The sequence below is a fragment of the Bradyrhizobium sp. USDA 4452 genome, assembly GCF_054063575.1.
Genome location: NZ_JBSSGK010000001.1, coordinates 1568852 through 1587265, shown reverse-complemented (window position 1 = coordinate 1587265; position 18414 = coordinate 1568852). Strand labels below are relative to the sequence as shown.

Annotated in this window: 17 protein-coding genes; 9 read left to right on the top strand and 8 right to left on the bottom strand. The window is 64.7% G+C overall.

Annotation, left to right across the window (positions count from 1 at the left end; translation table 11 throughout):
* Window positions 1-2 precede the first annotated feature (2 nt).
* Window positions 3-881, top strand: a complete 879-nt coding sequence (gene yghU / locus ACVISU_RS07665; protein ID WP_050406797.1) for a glutathione-dependent disulfide-bond oxidoreductase — start codon at window positions 3-5, stop codon at window positions 879-881.
* A 124-nt stretch (window positions 882-1005) separates the two neighbouring features.
* Here the strand turns inward: yghU and ACVISU_RS07660 are convergent, their stop codons facing one another.
* The 5 genes from ACVISU_RS07660 to ACVISU_RS07640 form a co-directional block, all read right to left on the bottom strand.
* Window positions 1006-1281: a GNAT family N-acetyltransferase gene (locus ACVISU_RS07660; protein WP_456706509.1), complete on the bottom strand. Its 276-nt coding sequence runs from the start codon at window positions 1279-1281 to the stop codon at window positions 1006-1008.
* Window positions 1282-1290: 9 nt separating this feature from the next.
* Entirely contained in the window at window positions 1291-1908 is a 618-nt protein-coding gene (locus tag ACVISU_RS07655) for a flavin reductase family protein (protein WP_050406767.1), read from the bottom strand.
* 274 nt (window positions 1909-2182) lie between these two features.
* Window positions 2183-3457, bottom strand: coding sequence for an acyl-CoA dehydrogenase family protein (locus tag ACVISU_RS07650; protein ID WP_018270539.1), 1275 nt, complete (start codon window positions 3455-3457; stop codon window positions 2183-2185).
* 174 nt (window positions 3458-3631) lie between these two features.
* Entirely contained in the window at window positions 3632-4009 is a 378-nt protein-coding gene (locus ACVISU_RS07645; RefSeq protein ID WP_050406765.1) for a VOC family protein, read from the bottom strand.
* A 170-nt stretch (window positions 4010-4179) separates the two neighbouring features.
* Window positions 4180-4962: an SDR family NAD(P)-dependent oxidoreductase gene (locus tag ACVISU_RS07640; protein WP_050406764.1), complete on the bottom strand. Its 783-nt coding sequence runs from the start codon at window positions 4960-4962 to the stop codon at window positions 4180-4182.
* A gap of 163 nt (window positions 4963-5125) precedes the next feature.
* Here ACVISU_RS07640 and ACVISU_RS07635 point away from each other — a divergent pair, with 163 nt between their 5' ends.
* From ACVISU_RS07635 to ACVISU_RS07625, 3 genes are read left to right on the top strand one after another with little or no spacing between them, the layout of a single operon-like run.
* Entirely contained in the window at window positions 5126-5920 is a 795-nt protein-coding gene (locus ACVISU_RS07635; protein ID WP_212311161.1) for an enoyl-CoA hydratase/isomerase, read from the top strand.
* Entirely contained in the window at window positions 5917-6903 is a 987-nt protein-coding gene (locus ACVISU_RS07630; protein WP_456706508.1) for a phosphotransferase family protein, read from the top strand. Before ACVISU_RS07635 ends, ACVISU_RS07630 begins: the two co-directional genes overlap by 4 nt.
* Before the next feature lie 2 nt (window positions 6904-6905).
* Window positions 6906-7280, top strand: coding sequence for a DUF6285 domain-containing protein (locus ACVISU_RS07625; RefSeq protein ID WP_050406761.1), 375 nt, complete (start codon window positions 6906-6908; stop codon window positions 7278-7280).
* Between the two features lie 100 nt (window positions 7281-7380).
* Here the strand turns inward: ACVISU_RS07625 and ACVISU_RS07620 are convergent, their stop codons facing one another.
* Window positions 7381-8160 carry an enoyl-CoA hydratase-related protein gene (locus tag ACVISU_RS07620; RefSeq protein WP_050406760.1) on the bottom strand — a complete coding sequence of 260 codons (780 nt, stop codon included), beginning with the start codon at window positions 8158-8160 and terminating at the stop codon, window positions 7381-7383.
* A gap of 220 nt (window positions 8161-8380) precedes the next feature.
* On the opposite strand from ACVISU_RS07620, the gene ACVISU_RS07615 reads away from it, so the two are divergent.
* Entirely contained in the window at window positions 8381-9655 is a 1275-nt protein-coding gene (locus ACVISU_RS07615; protein ID WP_063695243.1) for an acyl-CoA dehydrogenase family protein, read from the top strand.
* A gap of 26 nt (window positions 9656-9681) precedes the next feature.
* Window positions 9682-10152 (top strand): GFA family protein, encoded by a 471-nt coding sequence (locus tag ACVISU_RS07610; protein ID WP_050406759.1) that lies wholly within the window; start codon window positions 9682-9684, stop codon window positions 10150-10152.
* Between the two features lie 102 nt (window positions 10153-10254).
* Here the strand turns inward: ACVISU_RS07610 and ACVISU_RS07605 are convergent, their stop codons facing one another.
* Together ACVISU_RS07605 and ACVISU_RS07600 are read right to left on the bottom strand one after the other, a co-directional pair.
* Window positions 10255-11835 carry a fatty acid--CoA ligase gene (locus ACVISU_RS07605; protein ID WP_456706507.1) on the bottom strand — a complete coding sequence of 527 codons (1581 nt, stop codon included), beginning with the start codon at window positions 11833-11835 and terminating at the stop codon, window positions 10255-10257.
* A 145-nt stretch (window positions 11836-11980) separates the two neighbouring features.
* Window positions 11981-12856 carry an SDR family oxidoreductase gene (locus ACVISU_RS07600; protein ID WP_050406795.1) on the bottom strand — a complete coding sequence of 292 codons (876 nt, stop codon included), beginning with the start codon at window positions 12854-12856 and terminating at the stop codon, window positions 11981-11983.
* Window positions 12857-12956: 100 nt separating this feature from the next.
* Between ACVISU_RS07600 and ACVISU_RS07595 the strand changes: the two genes are divergently transcribed.
* The 3 genes from ACVISU_RS07595 to ppc all read left to right on the top strand — a co-directional run bounded on the left by ACVISU_RS07595 (window position 12957) and on the right by ppc (window position 18370).
* Window positions 12957-13769 (top strand): crotonase/enoyl-CoA hydratase family protein, encoded by an 813-nt coding sequence (locus ACVISU_RS07595; RefSeq protein WP_050406757.1) that lies wholly within the window; start codon window positions 12957-12959, stop codon window positions 13767-13769.
* Between the two features lie 110 nt (window positions 13770-13879).
* Window positions 13880-15427, top strand: coding sequence for an acyl-CoA synthetase (locus ACVISU_RS07590; protein WP_456706506.1), 1548 nt, complete (start codon window positions 13880-13882; stop codon window positions 15425-15427).
* A 150-nt stretch (window positions 15428-15577) separates the two neighbouring features.
* The gene (gene ppc / locus ACVISU_RS07585) at window positions 15578-18370 is read left to right on the top strand and encodes a phosphoenolpyruvate carboxylase (RefSeq protein ID WP_456706505.1); all 2793 of its coding nucleotides are present in this window, start codon (window positions 15578-15580) and stop codon (window positions 18368-18370) included.
* The last annotated feature ends 44 nt before the right edge of the window (window positions 18371-18414 follow it).

The window sequence follows — 18414 nt, the reverse complement described above, 5'->3', positions numbered from 1 at the left end:
ACGTGACTGACACCCCTGCCTACGAGCCGCCGAAAGTCTGGACCTGGAACAAGGAGAGCGGCGGGCGCTTCGCCAGCATCAACCGGCCGATTGCCGGTCCGACCCATGACAAGGAGCTGCCGGTCGGTCGTCATCCGCTGCAACTCTACTCGCTGGCGACGCCGAACGGCGTCAAGGTCACCGTGATGCTGGAAGAGCTGCTGGCGGCGGGCCACAAGGGCGCGGAGTACGATGCCTGGCTGATCAAGATCGACGGCAACCAGTTCGGTAGCGGCTTCGTCGCGGTCAATCCGAATTCCAAGATTCCGGCGCTGATGGACCGCAGCGGGAAGGAGCCGATCCGGGTGTTCGAATCGGGTTCGATCCTGGTGTACCTCGCGGAAAAGTTCGGCGCGTTCCTGCCGACCGACGTCAAGACCCGCGCCGAAACCTTCTCCTGGCTGTTCTGGCAAATGGGCTCAGCGCCCTATCTCGGCGGCGGCTTCGGACATTTCTATGCCTATGCGCCGACCAAGATCGAATATGCCATCGATCGCTTCGCAATGGAGGTCAAGCGCCAGCTCGACGTGCTCGACCGCAGGCTCGCCGACAACGAATATCTCGCCGGCGACGTCTACACCATCGCCGACATGGCGGTGTGGCCGTGGTACGGCAGCCTCGCCAAGGGCCTGCTCTACGGCGGCGGCGAATTCCTCTCGGTGCAGGACTACAAGAACGTGCAGCGCTGGACCGATGCGATCGCGGCACGACCCGCGGTGAAGCGCGGCCGCATGGTCAATCGCACCTGGGGCGAGCCGTCGAGCCAGCTCCACGAGCGCCATGACGCCAGCGATTTCGAGACCAGGACGCAGGACAAGATCGGCGAGCAGGCGGCGTCGTAGCTGCGTAGGGCGGATTAGCCGACCACGTCCGCCGTAGCTCAACGAGCGAAGGCGGAAGGCGTAATCCGCCAGCGTGTGCCCTCACAAAGATCGGCGGGTTACGCTTCGCTAACCCGCCCCACGCCTATCCCAGCAGATCGTTGTACTCCGGATGCTTCTTCATGAAGCCCTGGATGAACTCGCACTTCACGATGAGCTTGATGTTCTGCCCGCGCACCGCATCCAGCGTGGCGCGGGCGAGCTTGGAGCCGATGCCGCGCCCGCCGAGCTCCGGCGGCACCTCGGTGTGAACCAGCGTGATGGTATCCGGCGTCTTGCGGTAGACCACGAAGGCGGTTGCGCCATCGACCGAGAGTTCGAACCGGCTCTGTGCCGGGTTGTCGCGGAATGCTTCGCTCATTGTCTTGTCTTATTTCCTCTTTGCGCCCTCGGCCGCGGGAAACACCACGCGGTCGTCGGTGCGGCAGTAGCGATCCGCAAACATGCGGCCGATCGGATGGTAACGCTCCATGTGGACGCGCATCGCATCACGGTCCCACAATTCGTCGCGGATGTGGAAGTGAATGCCTTCGCCCATGACCAGCTGGCGGTCGCCATTGACGTCGATCAGCTTCCAGGTCTTGCATTCCATCGCGAACGGCGCGTCGGCGAGCCGGGGCACCGCGATCTTGCGCGCGGGCGCGAGCTTGAGGCCGAGATAGTCGGGCTCGCCGATCTCGGGCGGGAAGTCGCCCGAGGTCTCGTGCATCGCGCGCGCCAATGGCTCGTCGGTAAGATTGACAACGAACTCGCCCAAGCGCTGGATATTGACCAGCGTGTCCTTCTCGCGGCCGTCGGGCCTGCGGTTGACCGCGAACATGCAGAGCGGTGGGTCCTCGCAGAACACGTTGAAGAACGAGAACGGCGCCGCATTGACCACGCCATCCGCGCCGAGGCTCGTCACCCAGGCGATCGGCCGCGGCAGCACGAAGGAGGTCAGCACCTTGTAGCATTCGCGCTGGGTGAGGTCGCTTGGTGCGTATTCCATGCGGTTGTCCGGAATTCTGGTGGGTGGGTAGCGAAGCGTAACCCGCCGCTCACGGGCCGCAAAGTAAAAGGCGGGTTACGCTTGCGCCAACCCGCCTTACGATAACTTCCGAATAATAGAATTATGCCGCTGATTTGCCCGACAAGTCAAGCTGCCATGTCGAATGCCGGCGCGCCGCCGGCTACTGTGCATGGGGTTGTTTTCGATATTTTGGCCGTGCGCCCGTCACCTTAGCCCTCTCCCCGCAAAAAGCGGGGAGAGGGAGGAGTTGAAACTACGGCATGCTCAGCTCGTGGCGGCCGACCACCATCCAGTGCACCTCGTCCGGACCGTCGGCGAAGCGCAGATGGCGGACGTCCTGGTACATTTCGCCAAGCGGGGACCACTGCGAGATGCCGGTGGCGCCGTGCATCTGGATCGCCTGGTCGATCACCTTGCAGGCGCGCTCGGGAACCATGGCCTTGACCATCGAGACCCAGACCCGGGCTTCCTTGTTGCCGAGCACGTCCATCGCCTTGGCGGCCTTCAGCACCATCAGCCGCATCGCCTCGATCTCACAGCGCGCCTGAGCGATGATCTGCATGTTGCCGCCGAGATGGGCGATCTTCTTGCCGAACGCTTCGCGGGTCAGGCCACGCTGCACCATCATGTCGAGCGCCTTCTCGGCCTTGCCGATGGTGCGCATGCAGTGATGGATGCGGCCCGGTCCGAGGCGGACCTGCGAGATCTCGAAGCCGCGGCCTTCGCCGAGCAGCATGTTCTCCTTCGGCACCTTGCAATTGTTGAAGCGCAGATGCATGTGGCCGCGCGGCGCATGGTCGTGGCCGAACACGTGCATCGGGCCGAGGATCTCGACACCGGGGGTGTCGATCGGCACCAGGATCTGCGACTGCTGCTTGCTCGGCGCCGCGTCGGGATTGGTCTTCACCATCACGATCATGATCTTGCAGCGCGGATCGCCGGCACCGGAGATGTAATACTTCTCGCCGTTGATCACCCACTCGTCGCCGACCAGCTTTGCCGTGGTCGAGATGTTCTTGGCGTCGGAGGAGGCGACGTTCGGCTCGGTCATCGCATAGGCCGAACGAATCTCGCCGTTGAGCAGCGGCTTGAGCCATTTTTCCTTCTGCGCCTTGGTGCCGACGCGCTCCAGCACTTCCATGTTGCCGGTGTCCGGCGCCGAGCAATTCATCGTCTCGGAAGCCAGCGGGCTCTTGCCGAGCTCGGCGGCGATGTAGGCGTAGTCGAGGTTGTTGAGGCCTTCGCCGGTTTCGGCGTCGGGCAGGAAGAAGTTCCAGAGACCGACTTCCTTCGCCTTGTCCTTGGCCTTCTGCAGGATCGCGAGCTGCTCGTCCGTGAAGCTCCACCGGTTGGTCTTCTTCTCGCCGGCGCGATAGAACTCGACCGACATCGGGTCGACGGTGTCGCGGATGAACTGCTTCACATGATCGTAGAGCGGGCGGACCTTGTCCGACATCCGGAGGTCATTGAGCTCGTCGCCCGGGTTGAGCGTGTAGTTCGTGGTGCGCGGCACATAGGCATGCTTCATTGACTTTTCTCCCTCGCGAAGGCGCGTTTCGCGGCGGACAATAGACGCGTGCGGCGCGAAGCGCGAGCACCGATTTTCCCGACATCTCTACCGCATCGCGGAATTTGGCGACGGCGTTTCAAACGTTGTTTGAACGCCGCCGCCGACAGTGTGACAGGTCCCGGCCGATACCGGTCATGTCATCCGATGCATCGCGCAGATCTTGTTGCCGTCGAGGTCGCGCAAATAGGCGAGGTAGAGCTTGATGCCGCCTCCCTCGCGCACGCCCGGCGGGTCCTCGCAGGGCTTGCCGCCATTGGCGACGCCGGCCGCGTGCCAGGCCTCGACCTGCTCCGGCGACGAGCAGGCAAAGCCGATCGTGCCGCCATTGGCGTGCGTTGCCGGCTCGCCGTTGATCGGCTTGGAAACCATGAAAATGCCGGCCTTGGTCAAATACATGATGCGGTGACCGTCGACCCGGGCCGGCCGGACATCGAGCGTGCCAAGCAGCGCGTCATAGAACGCCTTGGCCTTGTCCAGATCGTTGGTGCCAACCATCACGTGTGAAAACATCTGAAATATCCTCCCTGCTTGTTGAAAGCCGCTTTGTGCGTCCTTACAGCGCGAACGCTAGCAGCAGTTCTGTCGCGACGGAAGCGACGCGGCGTCGCGTGGATGTATGACGCACAGACCACGCAACACACTCGCCGGACGACGGCAGGGAGTGTAGCGGTCGCTGCGCCTCAGAACGCTGTGTACCCGCCGTCGATCACGAAGCAGTCCGCCGTATGATAGGACGACGCCTTGCTCATGAGATACACCGCGATGCCGCCGAAGTCGCTCGGCTCGCCGAAACGGCGCACCGGGATGCGGGGCATCACGTTGGCGACGAACTTGTCGTTGGCCATGATGCCTGCTGTCATGTCGCTCTTGATCCAGCCGGGCAGGATCGCGTTCGCGGTGACGCCGTGGCGGGCGAGTTCGACGCCGAGTGCGCGGCACAGCGCATTCAGCGCCGCCTTGGTGCCGGCATAGTGCTCGTTGCGCGCGGTGCCGAACAGCGAGGCGAGGCTCGAAGTCGCGACCAGCCGGCCGAACTTGTCGCCGGCTTCGGAGCGCTCGGTCATGTGGCGTGCCGCAGCCTGGAATACGTGAAACACGCCGTCGAGATTGGTCGCGAACATCTTGCGCCATTCCTCCTCGGTGCGGTCGATGAAGGAGCGGCGTCCGCCACCGCCGATGCCGGCATTGGCAAAGCAGCCGTCGACGCGGCCGAAGGTGTCGAGCGTCGCCTTCATCGCGGTTTTGACCGAGCCGGGATCGCTGACGTCGCAGAATTGGGTTGCGACCTTGCCGGGTCCGGCCTTCATCGAGGCCGCGGCGTTGGCGTTTTTTTCCGCGTTGCGGCCCCAGATCGCGACGTTGCAGCCGGCGGCGTTGAGCGCCTGCGCGATGCCGAGGCCGATGCCGCCATTGCCGCCGGTGATGACAGCGACGCGGCCGGTGAGATCGAAGATGCCACTCATTGGGGTTTCCATTTGGTTTGCTGCGCGCTAATCACGCGTTCACGGATGGGCTTGACGCCGACCATGGACAAGCCCGGCACAAAAATCAAATATGGGTCCAAACATGGGTGGACCCATCGACCTACCGCGGTACCAACCGCCGAGGCAACGCAAAGAGGAAATCATGCAGTTCAAGCACGTCACGCTCGACTTCGACGGATCGGTCGCGATCCTCAAGCTCGACCATCAGGAAGTCATGAACGCGGTCTCGATCGACATGCTGGGCGGCCTTGCCGAGGCGCTCGATGCGATCGACGACAAGCGCGACGAGGTGCGCTGCTTGGTGATCACGGGCGCGGGCCGCGCCTTCTGCACCGGCGCCAATCTGCAGGGTCGCAACCAGCAGCAGAAGCCCGGCAAGAGCAACGCCGGTGCGGCACTGGAGACCGCATTCCACCCGTTCCTGCGCCGATTGCGTAAGCTGCACTGTCCGATCGTGACGGCGGTGAACGGTCCGGCCGCCGGCGCCGGCATGAGCTTCGCATTGATGGGCGACCTCATCCTGTGCGCGCGCTCGTCGTATTTCCTGCAGGCGTTCCGCCGCATCGGCCTGGTGCCGGATTGCGGCTCGACCTGGCTGCTGCCGCGGCTGATCGGCAAGGCGCGTTCGGTCGAGCTGTCGCTGCTCGGCGAGCGGCTGCCAGCCGAGAAGGCGCTGGAATGGGGTCTCGTCAACCGCGTTTATGACGACGGCGCGCTGATGGAGGAGACCATGAAGCTCGCGCACGATCTCGCCAACGGGCCGACGGTGGCGCTGTCGCTGATCCGCAAGCTCTATTGGGACAGCCCGGAAAACACCCTCGAGGATCAGCTCAATCTGGAATTCGAGTCGCAGCGGATCGCGGGCCGTGCCGAGGATTTCAAGGAAGGCGTCACCGCGTTCCTCGAGAAGCGGCCGGCGAAGTTCACGGGCAAATGATCGAGCCCGAACTCACCCGCTGCGTCGCCTCGTTTCATCCTGGCGCGACCGGCGTCACCGGCGCCGCCAAGCTCTCCGGCGGCGCCAGCCAGGAGACCTGGACGTTCGACATCGTGCACCCGAGCGGCAATGTCGGTGCGATCCTGCGCCGGGCGCCGCCGGGCTACGGTGCGGCGCCAGGCCGCGCCGCCGGCCTCGATGCCGAGGCCACGTTGATGCAGCTCGCGCATGACGCGGGCCTGCCGTCGCCGAAGGTGATGCATGTCTTGACGCCGGAAGACGGCCTTGGCCGCGGCTTCATCATGGCGCGGGTCGAAGGCGAGACTATCGCGCGGAAAATTTTGCGTGACGAGGAATTTGCCAAGGCGCGGCCGATGCTGGCGCGCCAGCTCGGTCGCGTCATCGCCGGCATTCATGGCCTGCCGCAGGCAAAACTGCCGCAACTGCGCAGCCTGACGGCGACCAAGGAGATCGAGGATCTCGCCCGCGAGTATCAGAGCTTCAACTGGCCGCGCCCGGTGTTCGAATTGGCGCTGCGCTGGCTGCGCGATCACGATCCCGGTCCGTCCTCGGAGGTGACGCTGGTGCATGGCGATTTCCGCCACGGCAATCTGATTATCGGTCCCGACGGGGTGCGCGCAGTGCTCGACTGGGAGCTCGCGCATACCGGCGATCCGATGGAGGATCTCGGCTGGATCTGCGTCAATTCGTGGCGCTTCGGCGAGATCGACAAGCCGGTCGGTGGCTTCGGCACGCGCGAGGATTTGTTCGCGGGCTACGCGGAGGCCGGCCGCAAGGTCGACCCCGACCGCGTGATGTTCTGGGAAGTGATGGGAACGCTACGCTGGGGCGTGATGTGCTGCGGGATGATGCAGCGCTTCCGCCTCGGGCCGGATCATTCGATGGAGCGCGCGATGATCGGGCGGCGCGCCTCGGAGACCGAGATCGATCTGCTGCGGTTGCTAGCTCCGCGGGGAAAATGACCATGCAGGACGAACCGACACCCACCGAACTGATCAAGGCCGTCGCCGATTTCCTGCGTAACGAGATCGCGCCCGCGATCAAGGGCCACAACGGCTTCAAGCTGCGCGTCGGCATCAACGCGCTCGATCTGGTGACGCGGCAACTCGCGCTTGCCCAAGCCGGTGATACGACCGAGGCCGCGCGGCTCAAGGCGCTGCTCGGTGCCGATGGCACGCTGATGGAGCTCAACCGCGCGCTGTCGGAAAAGATCGCGAGCGGCGAGGTCGATCTGACAACGCCGGGTCTGCCGGAGCATCTCTGGCAGACCACGATGGACAAGCTCGCGGTCGATCAGCCGAACTACGCGTCCTACAAGAGGGAGTTGGGGACGAAGTAGGGTGTGCCGTCGTCGTTGCGAGGAGCGAAGCGACGAAGCAATCCATATCTCCGCAAGCTGTGCGATGGATTGCTTCGCTTCGCTCGCAATGGCGAAGGCGCTACCGCCCCAGCCATTTCGGCGGGCGCTTCTCCGAAAATGCCTTCGGGCCCTCGATGTAATCCTGCGAGGCGGCCATCGCCTTCACCGCCGGATACTCGCGCTGCTCGGCCAGCGCCTGCTCGAGCGAGACTTCGAGGCCTTTCTGGATCGCCTGCTTCGAAGCGCGGATCGACATCGGCGAGTTCTTGGCGATGGTTTCGGCCCAGCGCTCGGCGGCAGCCAGCGCCTCGCCCTGCGGCACCACCTCGTTGACGAAGCCGAGCTCGAGGCCTTCCTTGGCGCTGACATGACGCGCGGTCAGGATCATGCCCATGGCGCGTTTCAGCCCGATCTGGCGCGGCAGCCGCTGCAGGCCGCCGGCGAGCGCGGCGAGGCCGACGCGCGGTTCGGGCAAAGCGAAGGTCGCATTCTCCGAGGCGATGATCAGGTCGCAGGCCAGCGCGACCTCGAAGCCGCCGCCCATCGCGACGCCGTTGACGGCGGCGATGATCGGCTTGTCGCAGTCGAAGCGGGTGGTCAGGCCGGCGAAGCCGCCCTTGTCCCAGCCGCGCTTGCCGCCCGCGGCCTGCCATTTCAGGTCGTTGCCGGCGCAGAACGCCTTGTCGCCGGCGCCGGTGACGATCGCGACCCACTGCTCGGGATCGGCCGAGAAGTCGTCGAACACCTTGTTGAGCTCGAAATGCGCGTCGATATGCAGCGCGTTGTAAACCTCGGGCCGCGACAGCGTCACGATGGTGATGGGACCCTTGCGCGTCACCTTGGAGAATTTCAGATCCATGTTTGCTCCCGTTGATTTTCTGCAGCGAAGAATATGGCCACTATCCTAGCGCCTGCGCTTCGTTCCGCGCCATCCAATTACGCAACGCCACCGCGCGCGCAAGCCTCACCGCCCTGCTTGACTTGGCGGCCTGCTTCTCACCTTAATCGATCCGAACGCGGCTGCGCGATAGCGCCTAAACGCAAAACCAGAATCAACAAGTTCTTCGGGAGTGACCGCCTTGGATTTCAATCTGCCGGCTGACCTGACAGCCTATCTCGCCGAGCTCGACCAATTCATCGAACGCGAGATCAAGCCGCTTGAAGAGGCTGACGACAACATCCGCTTCTTCGATCATCGCCGCGAATGGGCGCGCACCGATTTCGACAAAGGCGGCCTGCCGCGCCGTGAGTGGGAGCTCCTGCTGCGCAAGGTCAAGAACCTCGCCGACGCCGCAGGCCATCTGCGTTTCGCGATCCCGAAGCGTTATGGCGGCAAGGACGGCTCCAATCTCTGGATGGCCGTGATCCGCGAACATTTTGCCTCAAAGGGTCTCGGCCTGCACAACGATCTGCAGAATGAGCACTCGATCGTCGGCAATTTGCCGATCGTGACCATGCTCGACCGCTATGGTACCGACGAGCAGAAGGCGATGATCGACGGCTCGATCACCGGCAAGTACCGCATCACGTTCGGCCTGACCGAGCCCGAGCATGGTTCCGACGCCACGCATATGGAAACCAGGGCGGTGCCAGCCACGCGCGACAACGTCAAGGGCTGGATCATCAACGGCGAGAAGATGTGGACCACAGGCATGCATGTCGCAACCCACTGCGCGCTGTTTGCCCGCACGTCAGGCAATGACGGCGACGCCCGGGGCATCAGCTGCTTCCTGGTGCCGGCGAACTCGGCGGGCGTGAAGGTCGAGGAATACATGTGGACCTTCAACATGCCGACCGATCATCCGCGGGTCAGCTTCACTGACGTGTTCGTGCCCGAGGATGCGCAGTTCGGCGAGGTCGGTCGCGGCCTGTCGCTGGCGCAATGCTTTGTCCACGAGAACCGCATCCGCCAGGCGGCGAGCTCGCTCGGCGCTGCGGTGTATTGCATCAATGAGAGCGTGAAATACGCGCGCGAGCGAAAACCGTTCGGCAAGGCGCTGGCCGAGAACCAGGCGATCCAGTGGCCGCTGGTCGAGCTCGCGACCCAGGCCGAGATGCTGCGGCTGCTGATCCGCAAGACTGCGTGGGAGATGGATCAGCTGACCCAGGCGCAGGTCGAGCACACGCTGTCGGACCGGGTCTCGATGTGCAATTTCTGGGCAAACCGGCTGTGCTGCGAGGCCGCCGACCGCGCGATGCAGGTGCATGGCGGCATGGGCTATTCGCGCCACAAGCCGTTCGAGCACATCTACCGCCACCACCGCCGCTATCGCATCACCGAAGGCAGCGAGGAGATCCAGAAGCGCAAGGTAGCCGGCTTCCTGTTCGGCTACATGGGAGCGGGAAAGCACTAAAGCGTGGGTGAAGGAGGCGGTACGACATGGAAGGTGGATGCACTTGCAGAAACGTCCGTTATCGCCTCACCGGCGGGCCGCTGATCGTGCATGCCTGCCACTGCACCTGGTGCCAGCGCGAGACCGGCACCGTGCACGCGCTCAACGCGATGTACGAGGCCGAGCGGGTCGAGCACATCGCGGCCGAGCCGGAGATTGTTGACACGCCCTCGGCGAGCGGCAAGGGCCAGAAGATCGCCCGCTGCCCGCGCTGCAAGGTCGCGGTCTGGAGCAATTATCCGGGTTCGGGCGCGGCGGTGCGCTTCGTCCGCGTCGGCACGCTGGATGATCCGGGCCGGTGCCCGCCCGACGTCCACATCTTCACGTCGACGAAGCAGCCCTGGGTGACGTTGCCGCCGGGCGCAAAAGCGTTCGTCGAGTATTACGATCGGAACGAGGTCTGGCCGGAGGAGGCGCAGGCGCGCTGGCGAGTGCTGCGGGAGAAGATGAAGCAATAGGTGCGGACTGTCGTTCCGTCATTGCGAGCGAAGCGAAGCAATCCTTGCTGCCGCTTGCGGAGTGATGGATTGCTTCGTCGCTTCGCTCCTCGCAATGACGGATTAGTTCACCTGCCGGTCCTTGCCCGCCCAATACGGCTCACGCAAGGTCCGCCGCAGAATCTTGCCCGAGGGATTGCGCGGCAGTGCGGGAATGAAGTCGACCGATTTCGGCGTCTTGTAGCCGGCGATCCGCTCACGGGTGAAGTTGATGATGTCGGTCGCGGTCGCGCTCTTGCCCGGCTTCATCACCACCACGGCCTTGACAGCCTCACCCCATTTGTCGTCGGGGATGCCGATCACTGCGGCTTCCGCCACGTCGGGGTGATCGCACAGCGCGCTCTCGACTTCGGCCGGGTAGATGTTCTCGCCGCCGGAGATGATCATGTCCTTGATGCGGTCGTGGATGTAGAGGTAGCCGTCGCGGTCCATGTAGCCGGCATCGCCGGTGCGCAGCCAGCCGTCGCTATCGATGGTGCGTGCGGTGGCTTCGGGCAGGTTCCAGTAGCCGGCCATGTTGGAGCCGGAGCGGGTGGCGATCTCGCCGACCTCGCCTGGTGGCAGCGGCTTGCCGTCCGGATCGAGGATCGCAAGCTCGATGCCGGGCAATGCCTTGCCGGCGGAGCGCATGCGGTCGAGGCCCTCGATGTGATCCTCCGGCGGCAGCGCGACGATGGTGCCGGTGGTCTCGGTCATGCCGTACATCTGCACGAAGCCGCATTTGAAGACCTCGATGCACTCCTTCAGCAGCGCGGCCGGGATCGGGGAGGCGCCGTACAGCATGTACTTCAGGCGGGAGAAGTCGACCTGCCGCGCGCGCGGCTGCCGCACCACGAACTGCATCGCCGCCGGCACCATGAACAGTTTTGTGATGCCGGACTGCTCGAAGAAGTCGAGCACCTTGGTCGGATCGAACTCGCGCGCGATGACGCCGCGGGCGCCGTGATAGAGCCCCATCACGCCCCAGCCGGAGCCGCCGATGTGGAAGATCGGCATCGCGACCAGCGAGACGTCGTCGGTGGTCCACCGGTTCCATTCCGGTTTCTCGGCTTCGTTGCCGCTCTGCACCAAGTTGAGGAAATTGGCGTGCGAGAGCATCGCGCCCTTCGGCTTGCCGGTGGTGCCCGAGGTGTAAAGCTGGATCGCGATGTCCTTCGGCTCGATCGCAACCCGCGGGTCTGCGCCGCTCTGCGCGTCGCGCCAGGCGAGATAGTCCGGCCATTCCGGCGCGCCGCCCTCGGTGGTGATGATGGTGCGAACGCTGGGCAACTTGTCGCGGATGTTGCGCGCCTGCGTGATGAATTCGGGGCCCACGAACAGCACGGGCGCCCTGCAGTCGTCGACGATGAAGGCGACCTCGGGGCCTGCGAGGCGCCAGTTCACGGGCGCCATCACCACGCCGGCCTTCATCGCGCCCATCAGCAATTCGAAATAGAAGTCGCTGTTCTTGCCGAGATAGGCGATGCGCTCGCCCTTCCTGATGCCCATCGCGATCAGCGCGTTGGCGACGCGGTTGGTGTTGGTGTCGAATTCGGCGAAGGAGGTCTGCCGGCCCTCGAACTCATAGGCCAGCGCAGCGCCGCGGCCCTTGGCGCGGTCGCGCACCATATCGGCAAGGTTGCTCAGTTTCGGCGTGTCGGACATTGCTTCCCCCGTGACGTCTTGTTTTGGTTGCGCGGAGTGTGGCGGCATCGCGCGGGAAAAACAATATGGGGGAAGTGCGCACATCACTTCAATATCGTCGTCCTGGCTTAGGACGACGGCGGTGATTGCGGCAGGCGCGCGTTCCTCAGCCCCGCGCCGCGCGATCTTTCTCGTTCTGCGCCTTGATCGACTCGCGCGCCTTGGTCCAGTCGTCGTCGCTCCAGTCGCGCAGCTGGTAGAAATTGCCGCCCATCGCCAGCGCCTGGGCGCCGTCCATGGCGATGGTTTCGCCGTTGATCCAGTCACAGCCGCCGGAGATCAGGAACACCGCGAGGTTCTGCAACTCCTCCATGGTGCCGACGCGGCCCATCGGGTTCATCGCCTTGGTCCGGGCGCCAGCCTCGTCGCCGGGCTTGATGCGCTTGCTCATGCCCTCGGTCGGGATCTCGCCCGGCGCGATGGTGTTGAGGCGGATGCCGTGGCGGCCCCATTCGATCGCGAGCGACATCGTCATGGCATGGATCGCCGACTTGCTCATCGCCGATGGCACCACGTAGGGCGAGCCGTTGCGCACCCAGGTCACGGTGATCGACACCACATTGCCGCGATGGCCGCCGGCGATCCAGCGCCGGCCCACCGCATGCGTCACGTAGAAGGTGCCGTGCATCACGATGTTGGCGACCGCGTCGAAGCCGCGTGGCGACAGCTCTTCGGAGCGCGAGATGAAGTTGCCGGCGGCGTTGTTGATGAGATCGGTGAGGGGACCGCTGGTAGTCCAGATCGACTCGATCATCTCGTCGACCGCCATCGCGTTGCGGATATCGACACCGTGGCTGACGACGCGTCCGCCATGCTCGGCCATCAGCTCGGTGGCGGTCTCGTCGCAGACGCTCTTGCGGCGGCCGCAGATATGGACCTCGGCGCCGAGCTGCAGGAACCGCGCGGCCATCGACTTGCCGAGGCCGGTGCCGCCTCCGGTGACCAGAATGCGCCGCCCGGCGAGAAGCTGATTGGTGAACATCGTTTCCTCCACGGGGGTTGTCAGTTAATTGGTCGATTGACTAAAAGCGGACAACGGCCTTTGTGTAAAGCGCCAACGAGGAAAAGCGGAGGAGATTTCAATGGAAGATCGCGTTTCGATATCGATTTCGGACGGTATCGCCGATGTCCGCCTGGTGCGGGCGGACAAGATGAACGCGCTCGATGCCGCGATGTTCGAGGCGCTGGTGGCCGCAACCGACCGTCTTTCCAAGGAAAAAGGTGTGCGGGTGGTTGTGCTCTCCGGCGAGGGCCGTGCTTTCTGCGCCGGCCTCGACATGGGCCGTTTCGCCGCGATGAAGGACGGCGGTAACGGGGTGCCGGGCGGCGAGAAGCGCGATCTCACGATCCGCACCCATGGCAAGGCCAATTTCCCGCAACAGGCGGTCTGGGGCTGGCGGCAGCTTCCGGTGCCCGTGATCGCCGCGGTCCATGGCGTTGCGTTCGGCGGCGGCTTCCAGCTCGCGCTCGGCGCCGACATGCGCTTCCTGTCGCCGGACGCGCGGATGTCGATCATGGAGATCAAATGGGGCCTGGTCCCCGACATGGCCGGTACGCCGATCCTGGCAAGCCTGGTGCGCGACGATATCCTGCGCGAGCTGACCTATACCGGCCGCATCTTCTCGGCGCAGGAGGCCCAAAGCTATGGCCTCGCCACTCGCGTCTGTGACGATCCGCGCGCGGCGGCGCTCGAACTCGCGCGCGAGATCGCCGGCAAGAGCCCGGATGCGATCCGTGCCGCCAAGCGCATGCTGAACAATCTGTCGGTCGATCCGGGCCCTGCGCTGCTTGCGGAGTCCGTTGAGCAGCAGAAGTTGCTCGGCAGCCCGAACCAGACCGAATCCGTGCGCGCCAATCTGGAGAAGCGCGCGCCAAGGTTTGCGGACGTGGGGTAGCCGCCGTTACGGTCATGGCCGGGGCAAGCGCGCGAACCGCGTGCGCGAATGTTCCGGTCATGACGGAGTCAATCAACGTTGCTAACCGACAAGCGAAGAACAAGAAAAAAATGAGCGAAACGACCCAACCGTTCCTCGGCATCATCTCTGGCGATCGCCGCCGCGATCACGCAGCGGTCGCCGAGCGCACCGAGCGTATCGCCAGCGGCCTGAACCAGCTCGGCGTCAAGCCGGGCGACAGCGTCTGCATGCTGATGCGCAACGACATCGCGTTCATCGAGGCGGCCTACGCCGCGATGCGGCTCGGCGCCTACGGCGTGCCGATCAACTGGCACTTCAAGCCGGAGGAGATCAACTACGTGCTGACGGATTCCGGCACGCGCGTGCTGATCGGCCATGCCGACATGCTGCATGCGCTGCGCGGCGCGATCCCTGATGATGTCACCGTGCTCAGCGTGCCGACGCCGCCGGAAATCCTTAGCCACTACAAGATCAATCCTGATCATCTCGCGGCGCCCGACTTCGCGATCGATTTCGAATCCTGGCTGGCGCAGTTCCCGCGCTATGACGGCCCTGTGGTGCCGCAGCCGCAGAACATGATCTACACCTCAGGCACCACGGGCCATCCGAAGGGCGTACGCCGCTTCGCGCCGACGCCGGAGCAGACCGCCAATGCGGAAGCGATGCGCCAGATGATCTATGGCTTGAAGCCGGGGGCGCGCGCGATCCTGCCGGGGCCGCTCTACCATTCGGCGCCGAATTCCTTCGGGCTGCGCTCGGGCAGGCTCGGCGGCGCGCTGGTACTGATGCCCCGCTTCGACGCGGAGGAATTCCTGGCGCTGATCGAGCGGGAGAGGATCGACACCATCTTCATGGTGCCGACGATGTTCATCCGCCTGATGAAGCTGCCGGAGGAGGTTCGCCGGAAATACGACATGTCGTCGCTGCGCCACATCATCCATGCCGCTGCGCCGTGTCCGCCCGACGTCAAGCGCGCCATGATCGAATGGTGGGGGCCGGTGATCTACGAATTCTACGGCTCGACCGAGTCAGGTGCGGTGACGTTCGCCAATTCCGAGGACGCGCTGAAGAAGCCCGGCACGGTCGGCAAGATCGCGCCCGGCGCCGAGCTTCGCTTCATCGGCGACGACGGCAAGGAGGTGGCGCCGGGCCAGATCGGCGAGATCTATTCGCGGATCGCGGGCAATCCCGATTTCACCTATCACAACAAGTCCGAGAAGCGCGCCGAGATCGACCGGCAGGGATTCATCACCTCGGGCGACGTCGGCTATATCGACGCCGACGGCTACGTCTTCATTTGCGACCGCAAGCGCGACATGGTGATATCAGGCGGCGTCAACATCTATCCGGCCGAGATCGAGGCGGTGCTGCATGCGGTGCCCGGCGTGCACGATTGTGCGGTGTTCGGCATTCCCGACGCCGAGTTCGGTGAGGCGCTGATGGCGGTAGTCGAACCGCAGCCCGGCGTCACGCTCGACATCGCCTCAGTCCGCGCCCAGCTCAAGACCGCACTGGCCGACTACAAGGTGCCCAAGCACATCGAGATCCAGTCCAACCTGCCGCGCGAGGATTCCGGGAAAATCTTCAAGCGTCGGCTGCGCGATCCATTTTGGGAGCGGGCGGGACGGAGGATTTAGGCCGCACCCACTGACGTCCCGGCCCCTGCACGCAATCGCGCGCCAGGCCGGGACGACGGCCGAGTGTGCACCGCTTCCAAGTTCATCTTGCGCTGCGGCAAAAAAAGCGCACACTCCGAAGGAACCCGGCAGCCTCTGGAGTAGCCCGCCATGTCACCCCAGACTATGCTTTCCGAGACCGACCTCGGTGCCAGGAGTGCCGCAGAGAAGGCAGCGCAAGAGGAGGATGCACGGCTCCGGAACGATATCCGGCTGCTGGGGCGCGTGCTGGGCGACACCGTGCGCGACCAGGAGGGGGCCGACGTGTTCGACCTGGTCGAGCGCATCCGCCAGACCTCGGTCCGGTTCCATCGCGACGAGGACAAGCTGGCGCGGCGGGAGCTGGAAGGCATCCTCGACAGCATGTCGATCGCCGAGACGCTGCGGATCGTCCGCGCCTTCAGCTATTTCTCCCACCTCGCCAACATTGCCGAGGACCAGAACAACATCCGCCAGATGCGCAGCCGCGGCCCCAGCGGGGCGCCGCGGCCGAGCACGCTGGAGCAGACGCTGGTGCATGCCCGCCAGGCCGGCATCAGCCCGGCCGACCTGCGCAGCTTCTTCAAAAGTGCGCTGGTCAGCCCGGTTCTGACCGCGCATCCGACCGAGGTCCGCCGCAAGAGCACGATGGACCGCGAGATGGAGATCGCGGAGCTGCTCGACCGTCGCGAGCGGCTGCAGATGACGCCTGAGGAGAGCGAAGCCAGCGACGAGCAGCTGCGCCGCGCGGTGGTGACGCTATGGCAGACCAACCTGCTGCGCCGGACCAAGCTGACCGTGCTCGACGAGGTCGCCAACGGCCTGTCGTTCTACGATTACACCTTCCTGCAGGAAGTCCCGCGCGTGCACTGCGCGCTGGAGGACCGCCTGAACAAGGAGGGCGGCGAGGCTGGCGAACTCGCCTCGTTCCTCCGGATGGGAAGCTGGATCGGTGGCGACCGCGACGGCAATCCGTTCGTTACCGCGGAGGTGATGCGCGGCACGCTGCGGCTGCAGTCGAGCCGGGTGCTCAGCTTCTACCTCGAGGAGCTGCACGCGCTTGGCGCCGAGCTGTCGCTGGCGGCGCATCTCGCCGACGTCTCGGACGAATTGCGGATCCTTGCCGAGCGCTCGCCCGACACCTCGCCGCATCGCAGCGGCGAGCCTTATCGTCTGGCGGTATCCGGCATCTATGCGCGGCTCGCGGCGACCGCGATGCGGCTCGAGGTCGAGACTACGCGTCCGCCGGTCGGCAAGGCCGAGCCCTATGCGAGCGTCAGCGAGTTCCAGGCTGATCTCGACGTGCTCAATCGCTCGCTGATCGCGAACAATTCCGGCGTGATCGCGCGCGGCCGGCTGCGGCAGTTGCGGCGGGCGGTGGATTGCTTCGGCTTCCATTTGGCGCGGCTCGACATCCGCCAGAACTCGGCGGTGCATGAGCGCACAATCGCCGAGCTGCTCGATACCGCAAATCCCGGCATGTCCTATCTGGCGCTCGGCGAGGATGCGCGCGTCAGCCTGCTGCTTGGCGAATTGCGCAACGCGCGGCCACTGGCTTCGCCCTTCGTCAAATATTCCGAGGAGACCCAGAGCGAGCTCGATGTGTTCCGGGCCGCGGCCGAGGCGCACGCCAGGTTCGGCCACGAGGTGATCCCTCAATGCATCATCTCGATGTGCAAGGGCATGTCCGACATGCTCGAGGTCGCGGTGCTGCTGAAGGAAGTTGGGCTGGTCAATCCGTCCGGCCGCAGCGCCATCAACATCGTGCCGCTGTTCGAGACCATCGAGGACCTGCAGGCCTCCAGTGGCATCATGGACCGCATGCTGGTGCTGCACGACTATCGCAAGCTGGTCGACAGCCTCGGCAGCGTGCAGGAGGTGATGCTCGGCTATTCCGACAGCAACAAGGACGGCGGCTTCGTCACCTCGGGCTGGGAACTCTACAAGGCCGAGATCGGCCTCGTCGAGGTGTTCGAGCGGCACGGCGTGCGGCTGCGCCTGTTCCATGGGCGCGGCGGCTCGGTCGGCCGCGGCGGCGGTCCGAGCTATGACGCGATCATCGCGCAGCCCGGCGGCGCGGTGAACGGCCAGATCCGCATCACCGAGCAGGGCGAGATCATCTCGTCGAAATATTCCAATGCCGAGGTCGGCCGCAGCAACCTCGAAATCCTCGCCGCCGCCACGCTGGAAACCAGCCTGCTGCAACCGCGGCAGAGCGCGCCACGCCCCGAATATCTCAAGGCGATGGAGGAAATTTCCGCGCTCGCCTTCAAGGCCTATCGCGGGCTCGTCTACGAGACCCCGGGGTTCGCCGATTACTTCTGGGGCTCGACCGTGATCAACGAGATCGCGACCTTGAACATCGGCAGCCGTCCGGCCTCGCGCAAGAAGACCCGCGAGATCGAGGACCTGCGCGCGATTCCCTGGGTGTTCTCCTGGGCGCAATGCCGGCTGATGCTGCCGGGCTGGTATGGCTTCGGCAGCGCGGTCGAGACCTGGATCGCCGAGCACTCCGAGCAGGGCATGCCGTTCCTGCAGGAGCTCTACAGGGAATGGCCGTTCTTCCGCACGCTGCTCTCCAACATGGACATGGTGCTGGCGAAGAGCTCGATCGCGATCGCCTCGCGCTACGCCGAGCTGGTGCCTGACGTCGCGTTACGCGAGAAGATTTTCGGTCAGATCCGCCGCGAGTGGCACCTCGCGATCGAGACGCTGCTCGACATCATGGGTCACGACCGCCTGCTGCAGGGCAACCCGCTGCTGGAGCGCGGAATCCGCAACCGCTTTCCCTATCTCGATCCGCTCAACCACGTGCAGGTGGAGCTGCTGAAGGAGCATCGCGCGCAGAACCCGGACGAGCAGGTACTGCGCGGGATCCAGATCACGATCAACGGAATCTCGGCGGGGTTAAGGAATAGCGGCTGATTGTCGCCCCGGCGAAAGCCGACCTGCGCCGGGACGACGAGTGC